14 protein-coding genes are annotated in these 17361 nt (G+C 35.7%); 5 read left to right on the forward strand and 9 right to left on the reverse strand.

Annotated elements, in window-relative coordinates:
* Positions 1–158 precede the first annotated feature (158 nt).
* From LDB17_RS00490 to nusB, 5 genes are all read right to left on the reverse strand, one after another.
* Positions 159–809 carry a carbonic anhydrase gene (locus LDB17_RS00490; protein ID WP_252637311.1) on the reverse strand — a complete coding sequence of 217 codons (651 nt, stop codon included), beginning with the start codon at positions 807–809 and terminating at the stop codon, positions 159–161.
* The gene (gene coaE, locus LDB17_RS00495) at positions 810–1400 is read right to left on the reverse strand and encodes a dephospho-CoA kinase (RefSeq protein WP_252637312.1); all 591 of its coding nucleotides are present in this window, start codon (positions 1398–1400) and stop codon (positions 810–812) included. It lies immediately after the preceding gene.
* Between the two features lie 8 nt (positions 1401–1408).
* Positions 1409–2395 (reverse strand): YbbR-like domain-containing protein, encoded by a 987-nt coding sequence (locus tag LDB17_RS00500; RefSeq protein WP_252637313.1) that lies wholly within the window; start codon positions 2393–2395, stop codon positions 1409–1411.
* A 34-nt stretch (positions 2396–2429) separates the two neighbouring features.
* Positions 2430–2768: a preprotein translocase subunit YajC gene (gene yajC / locus LDB17_RS00505; RefSeq protein WP_006844470.1), complete on the reverse strand. Its 339-nt coding sequence runs from the start codon at positions 2766–2768 to the stop codon at positions 2430–2432.
* Positions 2769–2888: 120 nt separating this feature from the next.
* On the reverse strand, positions 2889–3815 hold the full coding sequence (gene nusB, locus LDB17_RS00510; RefSeq protein ID WP_252637314.1) for a transcription antitermination factor NusB: 927 nt from the start codon (positions 3813–3815) through the stop codon (positions 2889–2891).
* 207 nt (positions 3816–4022) lie between these two features.
* On the opposite strand from nusB, the gene cmk reads away from it, so the two are divergent.
* The 3 genes from cmk to pfkA all read left to right on the forward strand — a co-directional run bounded on the left by cmk (position 4023) and on the right by pfkA (position 6671).
* On the forward strand, positions 4023–4715 hold the full coding sequence (gene cmk / locus LDB17_RS00515) for a (d)CMP kinase (protein ID WP_252637315.1): 693 nt from the start codon (positions 4023–4025) through the stop codon (positions 4713–4715).
* Positions 4716–5591, forward strand: coding sequence for a 4-hydroxy-3-methylbut-2-enyl diphosphate reductase (locus tag LDB17_RS00520; protein WP_252637316.1), 876 nt, complete (start codon positions 4716–4718; stop codon positions 5589–5591).
* Positions 5592–5690: 99 nt separating this feature from the next.
* On the forward strand, positions 5691–6671 hold the full coding sequence (pfkA, locus tag LDB17_RS00525; RefSeq protein ID WP_252637317.1) for a 6-phosphofructokinase: 981 nt from the start codon (positions 5691–5693) through the stop codon (positions 6669–6671).
* Positions 6672–6769: 98 nt separating this feature from the next.
* On the opposite strand, the gene LDB17_RS00530 is transcribed toward pfkA, so the two are convergent.
* Entirely contained in the window at positions 6770–7702 is a 933-nt protein-coding gene (locus tag LDB17_RS00530) for a cation diffusion facilitator family transporter (RefSeq protein WP_252637319.1), read from the reverse strand.
* A 95-nt stretch (positions 7703–7797) separates the two neighbouring features.
* Positions 7798–9636, reverse strand: a complete 1839-nt coding sequence (rho, locus tag LDB17_RS00535; protein ID WP_252637320.1) for a transcription termination factor Rho — start codon at positions 9634–9636, stop codon at positions 7798–7800.
* Between the two features lie 497 nt (positions 9637–10133).
* Here rho and LDB17_RS00540 point away from each other — a divergent pair, with 497 nt between their 5' ends.
* Entirely contained in the window at positions 10134–11801 is a 1668-nt protein-coding gene (locus LDB17_RS00540) for a formate--tetrahydrofolate ligase (RefSeq protein ID WP_252637321.1), read from the forward strand.
* An 81-nt stretch (positions 11802–11882) separates the two neighbouring features.
* On the opposite strand, the gene LDB17_RS00545 is transcribed toward LDB17_RS00540, so the two are convergent.
* Positions 11883–14096, reverse strand: a complete 2214-nt coding sequence (locus LDB17_RS00545; RefSeq protein ID WP_252637322.1) for a glycoside hydrolase family 3 C-terminal domain-containing protein — start codon at positions 14094–14096, stop codon at positions 11883–11885.
* Positions 14097–14177: 81 nt separating this feature from the next.
* Positions 14178–15911, reverse strand: coding sequence for a phosphoenolpyruvate carboxykinase (locus LDB17_RS00550; protein ID WP_252637324.1), 1734 nt, complete (start codon positions 15909–15911; stop codon positions 14178–14180).
* 244 nt (positions 15912–16155) lie between these two features.
* Between LDB17_RS00550 and LDB17_RS00555 the strand changes: the two genes are divergently transcribed.
* Positions 16156–17214 carry a class I fructose-bisphosphate aldolase gene (locus LDB17_RS00555; RefSeq protein ID WP_252637325.1) on the forward strand — a complete coding sequence of 353 codons (1059 nt, stop codon included), beginning with the start codon at positions 16156–16158 and terminating at the stop codon, positions 17212–17214.
* The last annotated feature ends 147 nt before the right edge of the window (positions 17215–17361 follow it).

Consider the following 17361-nt stretch of genomic DNA (forward strand, 5'->3'; position numbering starts at 1 on the left):
CTAAAAAATACTTCTGCGGTTCTATCGTGACCATCAGTATTTTAGAGTCTTCAGCTTTTGTTGAAGGTTTACAACCTTGTAATAAAGCAAGTGTAAGTATTCCCAAAAATAAAGCTATATATGTATGTCTATGTTTCATTATTTAATATAGTCTTATTTTACTTTTTCTTAGTTAGGTCATATATTTTACGAATGTGATCAAGTTCTTTCTTGAAGTCAATGTTCAGGTCTATCAAAGTACCATCGTTAAGATCATACACCCAACCTGCTACACGAGGATACCCCGATTCCAAATACGATTTTTGCACTTCTGCTGTTTTTATAACGTTCAGACACTGTTCGTAAACATTAAGTTCCACCAAGCGGTTATAGCGGTCTTTCATATCAGGGATAGCATCGAGCTCTTTTTCGTGTAAACGATATACATCTCGCACATTTCGTAGCCATGGATTCAGAATACCTAAGTCTCTTGGTTGCATAGCTGCCTTTATTCCACCGCAATTATAGTGGCCACAAACAATTATATATTTTACATTCAAATGTTCTACAGCATAGTTAATGACAGACAATACATTCAAGTCATTATTTACAACCATATTTGCTATGTTACGATGCACGAAGACTTCACCCGGTTGCAAACCCATTATTTCATTTGCATGTACACGACTATCCGAACATCCGATATATAAATAATCAGGGTTTTGCTCTTTTACAAGATGAGTAAAGAAATCCGGATTTTCCTTGTTCTTCTTCTCAACCCATTTTTTGTTTTCTGCAAAAATTTTCTGATATGATTCTTGTATTTGCATCTAGTTTTCTGAGGTTTTAAGTTCTTGTATTATATTCGTTACCTGTTCGATCAATGATTTTGTGTTATCATTAACAATTACAAAGTCAGAAAGTTTAGCTTTTTCTTCATCCGACATCTGATTTTGTATGCGTTCCATCACCTTTTCTTTAGGGAGGTTGTCTCTTAGCATTGTTCGCTCGATTCTTATGTCTAAAGGTGTATATACCATTAACACCTTATCCATCATTCGATTAAATCCCGATTCAAAAAGAATAGCAGCTTCATGCGCTACAATGTCACATTGGGCATGTTTTTTTACCCATTCAATAAAATCACGTTCTACTTCGGGATGAATAATTGTATTTACTGTTTCCAGTTTTTTCTTATCATTAAAAATATGAGAAGCAAGCAATGGTTTATTTAGTACACCGCCGCTATATAATTCTTCTCCAAATAGATTAATTAGTTTTTCTCGAATTGTAGGAGATGTGGCAACTAACCTTTTACTTTCTATATCAGCAATGTAGACTGGCACACCACTAAGTGAAAATATCTGAGAGACAGTTGACTTTCCACTGCCTATGCCACCGGTTATACCTAGTTTGATCATAATTGTTATTATTGTTCGAGTACAAACTCTACCTCTGAAGGTACAGGTGTCATTGTGCGTATATAATCAGGACTATCGGTTATACGTACTGGTATAGTCGCATCTTTCAGCTCTTTTATATCGTTGTAGTCTATAGTAACTTCGAAATTACTACTGGTTATATTATCAGGCCTTCTCTTGCCTACAAAAAATTCAATTTTGACAGCAGACGGAAATAGTTTTATTTCTAAGTTGCTTGGTAAATTGATACAGGTAATAGGTACTTCAACTTCCTTTTTTATAAACTCATCGATTGGAATATTCAATTCTACTTCACTCGGAACATATTTGACTCCTAGTATAGGCTTCATCTTTATTTTCACTTTCTTTGCCGATTTGATATTCCTTAATGTATCAGATTCAGTGTAAGCAAAGAAAATGGTATCTAATGAGGCTTTACTGCCGTATACCATAACAGAGTCCGGCTGGGTTATCAAGTCTCCGTCGAGCATATAACCGGCATCGAGACTTACGCTACCGTTAAAAATAACAGGTAACTTCTTGCTTCGCAATAATGCGTATGAATATGATACCCGAGTGGGAGAGTAGCTAATTAGTTCGGATGTAACGAAAAGCTTTGAACGTATCAATTGCTCAAAATTGCGCCCTTGAATAACCTTGTCAGGTGAATTTTTTATAACCTCTCTGACATCAACCACCAGTGAGTCTTTACGTCTAGTCAGGTAATATCGGAATAGAGTAGCACCATCATCTTTGATTCGGGCATAAACCGTAGTTGGCAATTCATTCTCAAAGACTATACTATCCGGCTCATTTATGTATTTAACAGGTATAGCAAGGGTGGCCTCGTATTTTTGGCGATACACTTGCATCATCCAGAAAATAAAAGATAAAAGCACAAAAAACATGAAGGTCAAAATCTTTTTCCACCGAATTGTCTTGAAAAAAGCTTTGACCTTTTGTGCAAATATTTCCTTATCGTAAGTATCGCTCATAAGCTATACCCGGATATTTACCGTAATAAAAAAATTATTGTTTCTTAGTATCTTCGGCTGAAACATATACAGAAGATTTTTCAATCTTAATTTTTACTCCCTCCGCTATTTCAAGAATAAAATATGTATCACCCACTTCTTTCACTTTTCCGTGAACACCACCGGCTGTAACAACTTTGTCTCCTACCTTAATGGCGTTTCTGGCTTCTTGTAGAGCTTTTTGTTTCTTCTGCTGTGGTCTGATCATAAAGAAGTACATGATTCCGAAGAGTAGTACCATCATAATAATCATGCCGGTACTTCCTCCTAATAAACCTCCGGCAGGAGAAGCTCCACCATCTGCAGCTTGTAACAATACATTTAATAAAGTCATAATTGTTCTTTAATATTGATTTATATTATTCTTACTTCAGTTACTTTTTTTTGAATAAGTTTTTACAAATATAAGTGAATATTTTGAAATAGGCTTTATGCGAAAATATGATAAATACTATTATTTCTTAATTATCTTTTTTTCTTCTTTCAGCTCCTTTACAATTGCATCCAAAATTCCATTTATAAAAGAAGCACTCTTTATAGTACTATATGACTTCGCTATATCTATATATTCATTTAAGGAAACACTAATCGGTATAGATGGAAATTCGATGATTTCAGCAATTGCAATCTGCATTATAACCATATCCATCAGGGCAATACGCTCCGATTCCCAGTTCTTGGTGTATTTATCAATCAGCTCTTTATATTCTTTTCCGTTGAATAAAGATTCCCTCAATAGTTTTACCGCAAATTCTTTATCGGTTTCATCCTTAAACATAGGAAGCAACTCTTGCTCTGTCCCTTTGCTTTCTTCAAAGCGTTTAATTGTTTTTAAAACAAAAGATTGAATAATTTCGATATCATCGTTCCAGTAAAGACTTTCATCCTCAAGGATAGAATACAAATCTTCAGTCGTGCATATAATTTGCTTGAAAACTTTACGCCAGAACTCACGATCGTCATTATATTCCTGAGATTGACTTTCTGTATATTCTTTATATATGTCAGAGTTTAAGATATTATCCAATAGGTTGCGGATAAAGGCATCATGTTCTGCCCATGAGAAAGGCCTATCGTTCAAGTATTTTATCAGTTCTGTGTTTTGACTGAGTTGAGATATGAATTTATTATTCAACAACTTTGTGTTTGGACTCATATCCTCTTTAGTGGGCAATAGTTTCGATTTGCGACTATCTACTCTCTGAGCATAAGTATTAGTCAACTCTACCATCAACGATAACAGATAAAAGTACAAATCATATGATTTTTGTAGGCTAAGCATTAACTCACTTTCTGCCTTTCTCAAATCTGTGGTTTCACTATGACTGCATGAGAACAGTATTTGAACAACCCTGATACGAATAAGAACGCGATTTATCATTTATATATAAAAATGTTTCAGGCTGCAAAAATACACATTTTTTTGTAATACAATAGTTTTTTTCGGCAACATCTTTCTCGTTATAAAACGAAGGAGGATTTAGAATGAAAAATTAGAATTATCTTTGCCGTATCTTTATTAGGAATATAATTTATAACGAATCAACATAAACATTTATATCGCTTAGATGTTTAATAGAAGTAAGTAATGAAAAAAATAGTTATCGCAATAGATGGTTTTTCATCGAATGGTAAGAGTACTATGGCCAAAAGTTTGGCAAGGGAGATTGGGTATATCTATATAGATAGTGGAGCCATGTATAGGGCTGTAACACTATATTGCATAGAACATAACCTCTTTAATGGCGAAGAGCTGGATGAAGAAAAATTGCGTAACGAAATAGAAAATATAAAGATACAGTTTCACTTAAATAAAGATACAGGAACTCCTGAGACATATCTGAATGGTCTGAATGTTGAAGGTCAGATACGCAGTATGGAAGTATCGTCAAAAGTGAGTATTGTGAGTGCAATTCCTTTTGTACGTCATGCCATGGTAGCTCTTCAACAAGAAATGGGTAAAGCTAAAGGAATTGTAATGGATGGAAGAGATATCGGAACTGTTGTTTTCCCTGATGCCGAGATGAAAGTTTTTGTAACAGCAAAAGCCGAAATTAGAGCTCAGAGGCGCTTTGATGAATTACAGTCGAAGGGTGATACGAAAACGACATACGAAGAAGTGCTGGAAAATTTAAAAACCAGAGACCATATGGATCAGACGCGGGCAGAAAGCCCTTTAATCCAAGCGGATGACGCCATTCTTCTGGATAATTCATATATGACCATTGACGATCAGATGCAATGGTTGGTACAAAAGTTCAAACAAATAACTACAAATTAAATGAGTAATATAGAAATAGATGCTAAGTCAGGTTTTTGCTTTGGGGTAGTTAATGCCATAAAGAAAGCAGAAGAAGAATTGGCCAAAGGAGGCATGCTTTATTGTTTAGGAGATATTGTGCACAATAACCTAGAAGTAGACAGGTTGGAAAAACTTGGAATGAAGACTATTAATCATGAAGAGTTTGCAAAACTGAAAAATGCCAGAGTTTTACTTAGGGCTCATGGCGAACCACCTTCAACCTATCAAACGGCAAAAGAAAACAATATCGAAATTATAGATGCCTCATGCCCTGTTGTTTTGCGTCTTCAGAAAAAGATACACGACAAATATGACAGTGAAAAGGATAACAACACACAAATTGTTATTTATGGTAAAAACGGACATGCCGAAGTGAATGGACTATTGGGACAAACTGAATCGAGTGCTATCGTTATTGAGAAGAAAGAAGATCTCGAAAAACTCGATTTTTCTAAAAATATTTGTTTATTCTCTCAGACAACAAAACCTTTGGATGGATTTCAAGAGATAATTGATATTATTCAAGGCAGAATGACGGGAGATGCTAAATTTGAATTTTTTGATACTATTTGCCGTCAAGTATCAAACCGTATCCCTAACATCAAAGAATTTGCTCTGAATAATGACATCATATTCTTTGTGGCAGGAGAGAAGAGTTCGAATGGAAAGGTCTTATTTGCTGAGTGTAAAAAATATAATCCGAACTCGTATTTTATCACTACTCCATCAGATATAAACCCTGATTTAGTAAGCAAAACAGCCTCAATAGGTATTTGTGGTGCAACTTCTACTCCAAAATGGCAAATGGAGGAAGTAGAAGCAAAAATAGAGGAAATAAGATCGGTGTTAATTTAACCAAATTGACATATTGAGATTAGCCTTATCAGTAAATTTATTCTTATTTTTGTAATTCATTTTGAAAAAGGGACTTTAAGAATAAATATAAATAACATTATGGCTAACATTAAGTGTATTGGTATCCTTACTTCCGGAGGCGATGCTCCGGGTATGAATGCAGCTATTCGTGCAGTAACTCGTTCAGCTATCTATAACGGAATAGAAGTTAAAGGTGTTATGCGTGGTTATAAGGGATTGGTATTTGATGAAATTATACCTTTCAAAACAAATAGTGTAAGTAATATTATACAGCAAGGAGGTACAATTCTTAAAACAGCTCGTTGTAAAGAGTTTGAAACAACAGAAGGTCGTCAGACAGCATACGAAACACTTCAACGCGAGAATATTGACGCTTTGGTTGTTATAGGTGGAGATGGTTCGCTTACAGGAGCTCGTATTTTTGCACAAGAATATAATTTTCCTATAGTTGGCCTACCGGGAACTATTGATAATGACTTGCAAGGTACAGACTTAACGATTGGTTATGATACAGCGTTGAATACAATCATGCAAGCTGTAGATAAAATTCGCGATACAGCCAGTTCACACGAACGTTTGTTCTTTATTGAAGTGATGGGGCGCGAATGCGGTATTCTTGCACTTAATGGTGCTATTGCCTCCGGAGCAGAAGCTGCTATTATCCCTGAGAGATCAATGCAACAAGACCAATTAGCAGATTTGATATCCAATGGATTTCGTAAAAGTAAAAATAGTAGCCTTGTTCTTGTAACAGAGGGTGATATCACCGGTGGTGCAATGGCAATGGCCGAGCGTGTGAAAAAAGAATTTCCCCAGTACGATGTACGAGTAACTATTCTTGGGCATGTACAACGTGGAGGTTCTCCTACTGCAAACGACCGTATTCTTGCGAGCCGAATGGGTGCTTCTGCAATTGATGCTCTGCTTGATGGTCAACGCAATGTAATGATTGGTATTCAAAATGATGTGATTGTATATGTTCCATTTTCCAAAGCAATCAAAAAGAATAAACCAATTCAGCCGGATTTAGTAGAAACATTGAAGGTTCTTTCAATTTAGAAAGAGAATAAAATTTATAGATACTAAATAAAAAACGACGAAATCATTATCTGATTTTGTCGTTTTTTTTGTTTGATTACTTCTCTTTATAAAATGCTTTAATTACAAGAGTCTTCAGACAAACAAATATTCTTCCCTTCTAACTGAATTGTTGCATGCTTAATTCCAAATTTTTCATGAATAGAGCGCTTAGCCTTCTCTAGGATTAGGTCACGATCAACATTAGGTTTTACTATTAGGTGAACTGTTAATACCGAAAATTCGGAAGTTATCATCCAGATATGTAAGTCATGTATATCTTCTATGCCTTCTATTGACTTCAACACATTTACTACTTCATCAGAGTCTATCTCTGCCGGTTTAGCTTCCATCAATATGTTAACAGATTCTTTAAGAACGTGCCATCCACTATAAAGAACTAGAAGAGAAACAATCATACTTGCTATTGGGTCGGCTATATACCAGCCAAACAACATGATGAGTATTGCTGCAGCTATAGCCCCAACAGAACCTAACAAATCACCTATAACGTGCAGAAAAGCACTTCTTATATTTAAGTTTTCTTTGGTCGAACCTTGTGAATGCAGGATATATGCGACAATTATATTAATAATTAGTCCAATGACTGATATGACCATCATACCCGGGCCTATTACATGAGGAGGTTCTGAAAGTCGATGTATTGCTTCTTTGAATATAAAAACAGAAATCAGGACAAGTACAATGCCATTTAGTAACGCAGCTAGAATTTCAAAACGTTTATATCCATACGTTTTGGATGGAGTTGCTGCTCTGGAGCCAAAAATAAGAGCACTTAAACTTAGCCCTAATGCAACAGCATCACTTAACATATGCCCAGCATCAGATATTAAAGCTAAGCTATTCGTTAAATACCCTCCGATGAATTCAACAAACATAAATCCGGCTATCAGGAAGAAGCTAATAGTTAAAGCTTTCTTATTGGCATTGTGTGCATGGCTATGTCCGCTATGTGAATGTTCGTGGTCGTTATGATTATGATCGTGTTTCATACGTTCTTATTTAGAATTGTTTAAAATAAAAAAGCAAGGGTAAAGTTACTTCTTTTTCCCTTGCTTCTGTTATCTGGAATTATAATTCTTCTTACCTAGTCGTTCATTGAGATAAGGAATTCTTCATTATTTATTGTTTTTCGTAGTCTTCCGTCAAGGAACTGCATTGCTTCTACAGAGTTCATATCAGATAAGAAGTTACGAAGAACCCACATTCTGCTTAGGGTGTCGTTGCTGAGTAACAAGTCATCTCGACGAGTACTTGACGCAATAATATCCACTGCAGGGAAGATACGCTTGTTAGACAATTTACGATCGAGCTGAAGCTCCATGTTACCTGTACCTTTAAATTCTTCGAAGATAACATCATCCATTTTAGAGCCGGTCTCAGTCAGTGCTGTTGCAATGATTGTAAGAGATCCTCCATTTTCGATATTACGTGCTGCCCCGAAGAAACGTTTTGGCTTATGTAATGCATTTGCGTCAACCCCCCCGGTTAATACTTTTCCTGATGCCGGTTGCACAGTATTGTATGCACGAGCTAGACGAGTGATAGAATCCAATAGGATAACCACGTCATGTCCACACTCTACCATACGCTTTGCTTTATTCAATACTATTTCGGCTATCTTAACATGGCGATCTGCCGGTTCGTCAAAAGTAGATGCTATAACTTCAGCATTTACACTGCGTTCCATATCGGTAACCTCCTCAGGGCGTTCATCGATCAGAAGAACGATCATGTACACCTCAGGATGGTTATCTGCAATCGCATTTGCGATATCTTTTAGTAATGTTGTTTTACCGGTCTTCGGTTGAGCAACAATCAAACCACGCTGTCCTTTACCAATCGGAGAGAATAGATCTACAACACGGCATGATAAATTGTCATTACGTCCTTTTGTAAGCTTGAATTTCTCATCCGGGAATAGTGGCTTCAAATGATCAAACGGAACACGGTCACGTACTTCATCCGGTGTGCGTCCATTGATTCTATCTACCTTAACTAAAGGGAAGAATTTTTCAGACTCTTTCGGTGGACGTATTGGTCCTTCCACAATATCTCCGGTTTTCAAACCGAATAGGCGTATTTGAGATTGGGATATATATATATCATCTGGAGACGACATGTAATTATAATCGGATGAACGAAGAAATCCGTAGCCTTCCGACATAATCTCTAAAACGCCTGTAGCTGATAATATTCCTTCAAAATCAAAAGATTTTTCCTGATTCTGATTATTTTGTTTTTGATTTTGTTGATTATTTTGTTGCTGTGCCGGTTTATTTGTTTTAGCTGGTGCTTCAGTAATAATTTCCACAGCCGGAACCTCTGCATCAACTTCTAATGGAGATAGAAGTGGTAATCCCGGAACAGGTTCTTCTGGTTGAGCTTCTCTTACCTTGTTGGAACGAAAAACCAGTTGAGTCGGCTTGACCGCTGTTGGCTGTTGTTTCACATTGCTGACAGGCTTAACTTCCTTCTCTTTTTCTTCCACTTTTTTTACCACCTCTTTTTGTGGGGCCTTTTCTTTTTCTTCAATGACTACTTTCGGTTCATTTTTCTTTTCCACAACAGGAGCCTCTTTAGGTGTAACTTTTACCTGAGGTTTTGGCTCTTCTTTTTTAGGGGAGGCATCAGCAGGTTTAGAGTCTTGTTCTGTTTTTTTCGCTTGCGGTTGGTTCTTGGGTCTTTCTTGTTTGTTCTTAGCTGCAGACTGGGATTTTCTTTGTTGTTGTTCTATCCGATCTTCGCTTTGATAGCTCTCAGAGTTTTTATTTTTTGCTTCTAAGATAGCTTGTTCATCAAGAATTTTATAGATTAACTCATCTTTCTTATAAGCATCAGGACGTCGTATCCCAAGCTCTTTTGCGATGGTTCTAAGTTCGATAGTGAGCTTCTCGTTAAGCTCAAGAATGTTGTATATACGCATGTATATCTATATTAAAATATTGATTTTTGAGAATTTTTAATAAATTAGAGTAAAGCCTTTTCTGTAAAACTTTATAATAATAACTTTAATGGAACTTAACTTTAGGGAGATAATAATTTAAGGTTATTATCTAAGATTTAAATAGTTAGTTTGTTGGCTGGCTATCTGTCGGGATGATATTCAACCCCTAATCTTTTTTGTTTACAAGAGAAAATAATTATTTTATTTTTTTTGCTAGACAAAGATAGATTTGCAATAAACCTGTGCAAAGATAATAAAAGAAATCTATTTTACAATATCTATTCTGTTATTGTTTTTTCTATTTCCTTCATAATAAATACATATAAACTGGTTCTAAATAGTGGAATATGAACATATATATGAGGACGGGTGTTAATTAGGGACTACAGTGTTGAAAAATCTTTATTGATTCTTTAATTTAAAGATTTATCTTTGCTCCCCGTAAAATTATTAATATCATTAAACCCAATAATAACATGATTACAGATATTGAGATTGCAAGAAATATAGAGTTAGAAAATATAAATATTATAGCCAAGAAGCTCGGAATATCTCAAGAGCAACTATATAATTATGGTAAATATATAGCTAAAATACCTGTATCTCTAATCAATGATCAGAAGGTGGCTAATAGTAACCTCATATTAGTTACAGCAATAACCCCCACTAAAGCAGGGATAGGGAAAACAACAACTTCTATTGGATTAGCTTTGGGTTTAAACAAAATAGGTAAAAAAACAGTTGTTGCATTAAGAGAGCCATCATTAGGCCCTTGCTTTGGAATGAAGGGCGGTGCTACCGGAGGAGGTCATGCTCAGGTTTTGCCGATGGAGGATATTAATCTGCATTTTACAGGCGATTTTCACGCAATAACATCTGCTCATAATATGATAACGGCTCTGCTTGATAACTATTTGTATAGAAGTAAGGGTACAAAAGGGTTTTTGAAGGAAATAACATGGAAGAGGGTATTAGATGTAAATGATAGGAGCTTACGATATATTGTCACAGGATTGAATGGGACAACAAATGGTATTCCGACAGAGTCCGGATTTGAAATTACTCCGGCTTCAGAAATAATGGCTATTCTATGTTTATCGAAAGATATTGATGATTTAAAGCGAAGAATAGGAAATATCATTCTGGGATATACCGTGGAAAATAATATTTTCACAGTTAATGATCTTGGTGTTTCAGGTGCTATTGCTGTTTTATTGAAGAATGCGATAAATCCGAATTTGGTACAAACTACAGAACATTCTGCGGCAATTATACACGGTGGTCCTTTTGCGAATATAGCTCATGGTTGCAACTCTGTAATTGCTACCAAAATGGCAATGTCTCACGCTGATTATGTAATAACTGAGGCTGGCTTTGGTGCTGATCTGGGTGCTGAAAAGTTCTTTAATATCAAGTGTCGTAAGGCCGGCATAACGCCTAAACTTACAATAATCGTGATCACGACTCAAGCATTGAAAATGCATGGTGGAGTAGCTTTAGAAGATATTAAGAAGAAAAATATTGATGGACTGCTGAAAGGTTTTGAAAATTTGAACAAGCATATCGAGAATATGAAATCTTTTGGGCAGACCGTTCTTGTATCTTTGAATAGATATGGTTTCGACTCTGATGAAGAAATCTCATTGATAGAGAAATGTTGTGATAAAATGGGAGTTGGATTTGCCTTGAATGATTCTTATGTAAAAGGGGGTGACGGAGCTATAGCATTAGCGAAGAAGGTTGTCGAGCAAATTGATTTAAACCCTTCCAGAAGTTTAACTTTTACATACGATGATGGAGATGCAATTGACACTAAGATAGATAAAGTTGCAAAGAAAATATATGGTGCAGCCTCTGTTGTATTTAGTAATAAAGCTAAAAGAAAACTCGATACGATTAAGAAAATGGGCATAAGTCATTATCCGATTTGTATCGCAAAAACGCAATATTCTTTTTCTGATGATGCCAGCCTCTATGGCACTCCCAAAGATTTTGAATTTACAATAAATGATATTGTGATTAACAATGGCGCTGAATTTATTGTCGCTATAGCCGGAGATATCATGCGAATGCCAGGATTGCCTGCAGAGCCGCAAGCAAAGCATATTGATATTGTAAATGGTATGATTGAAGGACTTAGTTGATAGGTATTTCATGATTTAAAATAAATAAAAAAGCCTCTGAAGAAATATTCAGAGGCTTTTTTATAATCAATCTAATCAAACTTATTCTACAATAAAATCACTTCCTTTTATATCAAAATCTTTCTCAACGAGTGGAAGTTTTTCTGAATGGGTTGGGGTAGGAGAGCTTCCTCCGATAAATATCTTTCTTTTTCCCGCACTAACTTTTAATATGCCAGCATCATCTACTAAACCGAGCTCTCTTGGCGATAGATTGAATTCTACAGTTTTAGATTCTCCAGCTTTGAGTGATACTCTATTGAAGCCTTTTAAAGCATATAAAGGTTTCTGTCCTTTCGTATCAGGGTAAGAGATATAAAGCTGTACAACCTCTTCTCCTTCTACTTTACCTGTGTTCTTGATACTTACAGATACTTTAGCATTGTTTCCGGTATCTATTGTTGACGGTACTTGGATCGGTGAATATTCAAATTTAGTATAACTTAAGCCATATCCAAACGGATACAAAACGTCTCCGTTGAAATATCGATATGTCCTGTTTTTCATTTCATATGAATTGAAGGCAGGCAAATCACTATCTTTTGCATAGAATGTAACAGGAAGCTTTCCTGAAGGATTATAGTCTCCAAATAGTACATCAGCAATAGCTGTACCTGCATCCTGGCCACCATACCATGCGTTGACAATGGCTGGAATGTTTTGTGATTCCCATTCTGTTGCAATTGCACTACCTGTCATCATTACAAACACTGTAGGAATTTCTTCAGCAACAAGAGCTTTCATAAAATCTGTTTGTATTTTAGGTAGCTTGATAGAAGTTCTGTCACCCCCGGTAAAGCCTTCAATCTTAACAGGCATTTCTTCTCCTTCTAACTCGGGAGTGATTCCACCTACAAAAATAACTACATCTACATCCTTAAGACGTTTTAATAATGCGGAAACTTCTTCTTGACTGTTTGCTGAAGGAGTAACAAAGTCTATTCCTTTTTCATAAATAACTTCTGTCCCTTTCAATTTTTGTTTTATAGCTTCGTATGGCGTTACTATTTCCGTTGGGAAACCATTATAATTACCCAAAACAGAAACTTCATTATTTGCGTTAGGGCCTACAACTGCGACTTTCTTTAGCTTTTTACTTAGAGGTAATGTATTGTTCTCATTTTTTAGAAGTACAATAGATTCCCTTGTTATTTTCAATGCTAAATCTTTATGTTTCTGAGATTCAAGAACAGATGTCGATATCTGAGAGTATTTAACATTTTCGGCAGGGTCAAACATGCCTAGCCTGAATCTTATCGTAAACAATCGTTTTAGAGATATATCTATTTGCTTTTCTGTTATTATACCGGCCTTCACAGCATCTACAAGAGCCTTATAAGCTTCGTTTCCACAATCTATATCCGTTCCGTTGTATACGGCATCAGCTGCTGCATATTTAGCATCCGGATGCGTTTTGTGATGTTGATAGAAATCGTCAATTGCACCACAATCCGATGTTACATAGCCCGTGAAGTTCCATTTTTCGCGTAGTATCTCTTGCATCAGAAAATTATTGCCACAGCAAGGTTCACCATTATAAGCATTATATGCACACATCACTCCTGCAACTTTTGCTTCTACTACTAAATTCCGAAATGCAGGGAGGTAAGTATCCCATAAATCATAGTCAGTAACAAATGTATTGAAAGTATGACGCGTATTTTCGGGGCCGCTATGTACAGCATAATGTTTGGCACAAGCTGCAGCTTTTAGATATTTAGTATCGTCTCCTTGCAATCCGGCAACAAAAGACTTTCCTAATACCCCGGTTAAGAAGGGATCTTCGCCATAAGTCTCTTGTCCACGTCCCCAACGTGGATCTCTGAATATGTTAATATTAGGAGTCCAATATGTTAATCCGTAATATATTTCTCTATTGCCTATTGATGTGGCATCGTTATATATAGCACGTCCTTCGTCTGATATAGCAGAAGCAACCTCTTTCATCAACTCTTTATTCCAAGCTGCGGCCATACCTATAGCCTGAGGGAAAACTGTTACTTTATAATCAGTTCTGCCTATTCCATGCAGACATTCGTTCCACCAATTGTATGCCGGAATATTGAGCCGCTCTATTGCAGGTGTATTATTTAACATCTGGGCAACCTTCTCTTCTAATGTTAATTTTGACACTAAGTCGTTGACTCGTTCATCAATAGAGAGGTTGGTGTTTTGGAAAGGGTAATTTTGTCCAAGCAGTGAAAAACAGGATAAAACATAGATAGAAAGGATCAGCGTTAACTTCAGTTTTTTCATGATTTCTTTTTGATTCTGAATTATAAAATATACACAAAGCCTCTGATAATGAGTCGAGAGGCTTTGTAAATATATAATTTATTATTCATTAATCAAAGAGAAAAGCTCTTCGGCTGCCTCGCGCGGGCCATCTTTTGCTTTACCTTCAATTGCCAGAGACGTGTGTATTTCTCCTATTTTTACTCCGGCTTTTTTCATATCACTAAAATATGAGCGTACAAGCTTTTCGGTCGCTTCTCGTTCTTGAACAGGTCCAAATGGATTTGCAAAATAAGATTTTACAAGTCCTTTTTCTGTTGTCGTTCCTTTTGCTTTACGTGCTCCATCTTCAAATATTGAAATAGCTTTATCCAAATCGTTATACAAGAGGATTTTCTTTTCGGCCTCATTGTAATTATTGGCATATAGGAAATAATCTATCGGATATCCTCTGGATATGATTTCATATGTCGATATAGGAATTGTAACACGAGCATTTACTCTATCCATATTGGTATAAACACCTCTATCCAATTGAGCGAAGGCATAAGCCGGATCGAGATCATCTACCCTTACAAACGCTCCAATCTCGGTTCCATATGCTTTGATAGTACCATCTTCTTCTTTCTTAAGATAACCCATATCATCAAAAATGACACGCATATGACGGATATAGTTTTCATTTAAAGTTCTGAAAGCCTCAAGACTTTCCGATTTACCCGCACCACTATCACCCATGATAATTATATTGGATTCTTTTCCATTACGAAGAACAATGTTCACCATAGCGCCGTGTATAGGTAGTCTTTTATTCTCAATTTGCTTCACATTATGTAATGTAAGAAGCATTTTCTTCATATAACCGAAATAATCTATATCGTCGCAATAGTTTGCATATCCAATCAGTATATCATTCTTTTTATCTTTATAATAGAAGGTACGTTTCTCTTCATGACCATCAGGATAACCGAATATGTATATCATATCTGGTTTTTTCCCTATATATTCATTTTCTGTCGCTATTTCAAAAAGATTAGACAGCCCTACACCATGTACCATAAAATCTTTATGGAAATAAACGAAGGTCAGCATGTTACCCACTTTAGCCGGAAATACGAACCAGTCGTCTTCGTTTAACACAAGATTTTCAATCGGATTTTGTTGATGCTCTTGGAAAATTCCATCACGTGTATTTCTCTTAGTATAAGATATATATGGGGGATGGAATACTACTGTACTAATAAAAGGTATTGATGTTAACCCTTTATATTCGATCGGGCAATTCCAGTTTACATCGTTTAATGTCAGACCGGCATTAGCTCCGGCTATAGATTGACGAAAAATACGGGATTCCCTTCCTACCACTGTTGTTTGTATTCTACGACCTGTTGATAATATGAGATCGTTAAACATATCATTGGCCTGAATAAAACGAACATTTTGTAGGCCTTCACCCAGCCTGTTATTTCTTACGATTGTATATCTCTCAAGTCTTTTCCAATATTCAAAAAGCAATTCTGTAACTTCTATAAATAGATCTTTATCTTCAAAGAATTTTGAATACTTGTTATCTACAGCTACAACTTCTTCAATTTCAAATACAGTAAGTAGTTTAAATACTTCGATAAAAGCATCTACAAGATTGTCTTCTGAGCCAAAATGTTCAATATAATAATCGAAAATCACAACTTCTTCTTTCTTAAGAAATTGTTTTATAAAAGAATCAACTACTCGTCGAAAACCATAGCTATTAAGAAGTTTTTGCTTTGTGTCGCAATATTTTAATGTAAAATTGATCATTGCTCTTCCTCTGGAAAGCGTAAATTCATGTAGCATAATATTTTATATATGGTTAAATTACTACAAAAAGAGAGTGTTTCTTGATACGAAACAAACAAAGATAAAGATTAAATTTAAGTTTTCAGTTAATATGATAAGGTAGATGTAGTTTATGTATGTTAAATAATCTTTTGATACGGTATACATATGTGTCGTATTTTTAAACATAATCTTAATCGGGTTGTTCTATATAAAGTAACATGATTGATTATTCATAATCTAAATACAAAACTTATATATTATGGCTAATTCAAAAATTATAAACATTTTAGGCGATCAAAGTGAGTTTCTTCTTGGGCATGTAAGCAAGACAGTTGACAAATCTCTTATACATGCGCCAAGTCCAAATGCGATAGATAATGTTTGGATAGATTCGGATCGTAACATTCCTACACTAAACAGTTTGCAAAGACTATTTAGTCATGGCAGGCTTGCTAATACGGGTTATTTGTCTATTTTGCCGGTAGATCAGGATATTGAACATACGGCAGGGGCTTCATTTGCTCCAAATCCTATTTATTTTGATTCAGAAAATATAGTAAAACTTGCTATAGAATCGGGATGTAGTGCTGTGGCTTCTACTTATGGAATATTAGGGTCAGTAGCCCGAAAATATGCGCATAAAATACCGTTTGTGGTAAAAATTAATCATAATGAACTGCTAACATACCCCAATACATACGACCAAGTGCTTTTTGGTACTATAAAAGAAGCATGGAATATGGGAGCTACCGCTGTAGGTGCAACAATATATTTTGGTTCTGAAGAAAGCCGCAGGCAAATAGTCGATATTTCCAAAGCCTTTGAATATGCGCACGAATTGGGTATGGCAACCATACTTTGGTGCTATCTAAGAAATAGCTCATTCAAGAAAGATGGAGTCGATTATCATAGTGCTGCAGACCTATCTTCTCAGGCTAACCATATAGGGGTCACAATAAAAGCAGATATAGTTAAGCAAAAACTTCCAACGAATAACGGTGGATTCAAAGCTATTAACTTTGCGAAGTGGGACGAACGTATGTATACCAAATTGTCTAGTGATCATCCTATCGATTTATGCCGTTATCAAGTTATAAATGGCTACATGGGGCGTGTTGGTCTAATTAACTCCGGTGGTGAATCGCATGGGGCGTCAGACCTTAAAGATGCAGTTTATACAGCCGTAGTTAATAAGCGAGCAGGGGGTATGGGCTTAATTTGTGGTCGTAAAGCTTTTCAGCGTCCAATGAAAGAAGGTATTGAATTGATAAATACAATACAAGATGTATACTTGGATAAAGAAATAACTTTAGCGTGAGCTAAAATCTAGTGTTTTTTATTATAGTTGCTAAGCAGCCCTTGTGTATATAAAGCACAGGGCTTCTTTTTTAGAAGAATAGATTAAAAATAAAGACCATTCTATATTTTAAGAATGGTCTTTATTTGCTTTTATTTATCTTTCTTC

It is taken from the genome of Dysgonomonas sp. Shenzhen-Wh21 (assembly GCF_043392705.1).
Classification (GTDB): Bacteria; Bacteroidota; Bacteroidia; order Bacteroidales; family Dysgonomonadaceae; genus Dysgonomonas.

Excerpts from the sequence above, each read along its gene's own strand:
- LDB17_RS00490 (WP_252637311.1), bottom strand. The coding sequence starts at position 809 with ATGCAAATACAAGAATCATATCAGAAAATTTTTGCAGAAAACAAAAAA.
- coaE (WP_252637312.1), bottom strand. The coding sequence starts at position 1,400 with ATGATCAAACTAGGTATAACCGGTGGCATAGGCAGTGGAAAGTCAACT.
- LDB17_RS00500 (WP_252637313.1), bottom strand. The coding sequence starts at position 2,395 with ATGAGCGATACTTACGATAAGGAAATATTTGCACAAAAGGTCAAAGCT.
- yajC (WP_006844470.1), bottom strand. The coding sequence starts at position 2,768 with ATGACTTTATTAAATGTATTGTTACAAGCTGCAGATGGTGGAGCTTCT.
- nusB (WP_252637314.1), bottom strand. The coding sequence starts at position 3,815 with ATGATAAATCGCGTTCTTATTCGTATCAGGGTTGTTCAAATACTGTTC.
- cmk (WP_252637315.1), top strand. The coding sequence starts at position 4,023 with ATGAAAAAAATAGTTATCGCAATAGATGGTTTTTCATCGAATGGTAAG.
- LDB17_RS00520 (WP_252637316.1), top strand. The coding sequence starts at position 4,716 with ATGAGTAATATAGAAATAGATGCTAAGTCAGGTTTTTGCTTTGGGGTA.
- pfkA (WP_252637317.1), top strand. The coding sequence starts at position 5,691 with ATGGCTAACATTAAGTGTATTGGTATCCTTACTTCCGGAGGCGATGCT.
- LDB17_RS00530 (WP_252637319.1), bottom strand. The coding sequence starts at position 7,702 with ATGAAACACGATCATAATCATAACGACCACGAACATTCACATAGCGGA.
- rho (WP_252637320.1), bottom strand. The coding sequence starts at position 9,636 with ATGCGTATATACAACATTCTTGAGCTTAACGAGAAGCTCACTATCGAA.
- LDB17_RS00540 (WP_252637321.1), top strand. The coding sequence starts at position 10,134 with ATGATTACAGATATTGAGATTGCAAGAAATATAGAGTTAGAAAATATA.
- LDB17_RS00545 (WP_252637322.1), bottom strand. The coding sequence starts at position 14,096 with ATGAAAAAACTGAAGTTAACGCTGATCCTTTCTATCTATGTTTTATCC.
- LDB17_RS00550 (WP_252637324.1), bottom strand. The coding sequence starts at position 15,911 with ATGCTACATGAATTTACGCTTTCCAGAGGAAGAGCAATGATCAATTTT.
- LDB17_RS00555 (WP_252637325.1), top strand. The coding sequence starts at position 16,156 with ATGGCTAATTCAAAAATTATAAACATTTTAGGCGATCAAAGTGAGTTT.